Below are 2,209 nucleotides of genomic sequence, written 5' to 3'. Positions count from 1 at the left end.
CGTGACCCACCTCGTCGCGCAGGATCACTGCCAGTATCTCGACTGCCCGTGCATCGCCTGCGCGCGCAAACTTGGCCTGCAATGGTGGGGTGGCATCGAGGCCTCGGGCTTCGAGTGTGCGCGGCACCAGGGCCATGCGGGCGAGCACGCTGTCGGCGGTGCGTTGGGTCATCAGCCACAGGCCATCGTGGGCGTCGAAGTCGCCATAGTCGTGGCCCAGACTCAGCAGGTGTTCGCGCAAGAGGCTGAAGTGCAGCGCTTCTTCGCTGGCCACGCGCAGCCAGTCCACGTAGAAGGCCGCCGGCATGCCGGCGAAGCGGAAGGCGGCGTCCAGCGCGAGGTTGATCGCGTTGAACTCGATGTGGGCGATGGCGTGGATCAACGCAGCGCGGCCTTCGGGCGTGAAGGGCGTGCGTGAGGGGACTTGCCGTGGTGGCAGCAGCGCTGGTCGATCCGGTCGGCCTGGCAGATCGGCGGGCGCTTCGAGCACCGCTTCGGTGTCGATCAGATGGGGGTCCAGCTCGGCAAACAGCGCGCGCGCCTCGCGGGCCTTGCTCACGGGGTCGCGCAGGCACAAGACCTCCAGGGCGCGTTGTCTCGGGTTCATCCCTAGAATTATCGGCTTCGTACCCCGGAACACGCCCCATGGCCATCTACCAACTTGGCGACGAGTCGCCCGACATCGACGACACCGCCTGGGTCGCCGACAGCGCCCAGGTGATGGGCGCGGTGACGCTGGCCGAGAACGCCAGCGTGTGGTTCGGCGCCGTGCTGCGTGGCGACACCGAGCGCATCAGCATCGGCAAGAACACCAACGTGCAGGACGGCACCGTGGTCCACGCCGACCACGGCTACCCGGTCACGCTGGCCGAGAACGTGACGGTGGGCCACCAGGTGATGCTGCACGGCTGCACCATCGGCGAAGGCTCGCTGGTCGGCATCGGTGCCGTGGTGCTCAATGGCGCTCGGATCGGCAAGCACTGCCTGGTGGGTGCCGGTGCGCTGGTGACCGAGGGCAAGGAGTTCCCCGATGGCTCCATGATCATCGGCTCGCCCGCCAAGGTGGTGAAGACGCTTACACCCGAACAGATCGAAGGTCTGAAGCGCAGCGCCTTGCATTACGTGGAGAACGCCCGCCGCTTCAGGGCGGGTCTGAAGAAGATCGCCTGATGAGTGAACTGCACAAGTTTTTGTTCGAAGGCCTGCCGGTGCGTGGGCTGCTGGTTCGATTGACCGACGACTGGCGCGAGGTGTTGCAGCGACGCGCGACCGCGCAAGACGCTTTCCCGCGGCCCGTGCGGGCGTTGCTGGGTGAGCTGGCTGCTGCCGGCGTGCTGATGCAGTCCAACATCAAGTTCAATGGGGCGCTGATCGTTCAGATCTACGGTGACGGCCCGGTAAAGCTCGCCGTGACCGAGGTGCAGCCCGATCTGGCCTTTCGGGTGACCGCCAAGGTGGTGGGCGAGATGCCCGAGCAGCCGCGCCTGGACACGCTGGTCAACGTGCATGGCAACGGCCGTTGCGCGATCACGCTCGACCCGAAGGACCGCTTTCCCGGCCAGCAGCCCTACCAAGGCGTGGTGGCGCTGCATGGCGACCAGCGCGAGCCGCTGCATCGCCTCAGCGAGGTGCTGGAGCACTACATGCTCCAGTCGGAGCAGCTCGACACCAAGCTGATCCTTGCCGCCAACGACGACATCGCCGCCGGCCTGCTGATCCAGCGCTTGCCGATCGAAGGCGAGGGCAATCTCGGGCGCAAGAACGAGGATGAGATCGGAATCAACGAGGCCTACAACCGCATCGCGCACCTCACGGCCACGCTCACGTCCGACGAACTGCTCACGCTCGATGCCGACACCATCCTGCGCCGCCTCTACTGGGAAGAGAAGGTCATCCGCTACGAGCCCACGCAGCCACGCTTCGCCTGCACCTGCTCGCGCGAGCGCGTGGGCAACATGCTCAAAAGCCTGGGGCGCGAAGAGATCGACGGCATCGTCGTCGAGCAGGGGCGGGTCGAGATCGCCTGCGACTTCTGCGGCACCAAGTACCACTTCGACCCGGTCGACGTGGGCGGCCTGTTCACACCCCAGGGCCGGCAACCGCCGGGCTCGTCCACCCTCAACTGAGCATCATCCATGGGCTACGCGCTGCTGAAACTCGTGCACCTTGGCTCGGCCATCGTATGGATCGGCGGCATGTTCTTCGCGCT

At 66.2% G+C, this 2,209-nt stretch carries 3 protein-coding genes; 2 read left to right on the top strand and 1 reads right to left on the bottom strand.

Annotated features, from left to right (window positions below; genetic code table 11):
• Positions 1 to 607: ferritin-like domain-containing protein (locus tag VFL64_RS14115; RefSeq protein ID WP_489541016.1), on the bottom strand; the 607-nt coding region annotated here is incomplete at its 3' end.
• A gap of 38 nt (positions 608 to 645) precedes the next feature.
• Here VFL64_RS14115 and VFL64_RS14110 point away from each other — a divergent pair.
• Complete coding sequence (locus tag VFL64_RS14110; protein ID WP_489541015.1) at positions 646 to 1,170, top strand: gamma carbonic anhydrase family protein; 525 nt, start codon at positions 646 to 648, stop codon at positions 1,168 to 1,170.
• Positions 1,170 to 2,126: an Hsp33 family molecular chaperone HslO gene (gene hslO, locus VFL64_RS14105; protein ID WP_489541014.1), complete on the top strand. Its 957-nt coding sequence runs from the start codon at positions 1,170 to 1,172 to the stop codon at positions 2,124 to 2,126. Before VFL64_RS14110 ends, hslO begins: the two co-directional genes overlap by 1 nt.
• The last annotated feature ends 83 nt before the right edge of the window (positions 2,127 to 2,209 follow it).

This window comes from Rhizobacter sp., assembly GCF_035702065.1.
Lineage (GTDB): Bacteria > Pseudomonadota > Gammaproteobacteria > Burkholderiales > Burkholderiaceae_C > Rhizobacter.
This window is presented reverse-complemented; position numbering and strand designations above follow the sequence as displayed.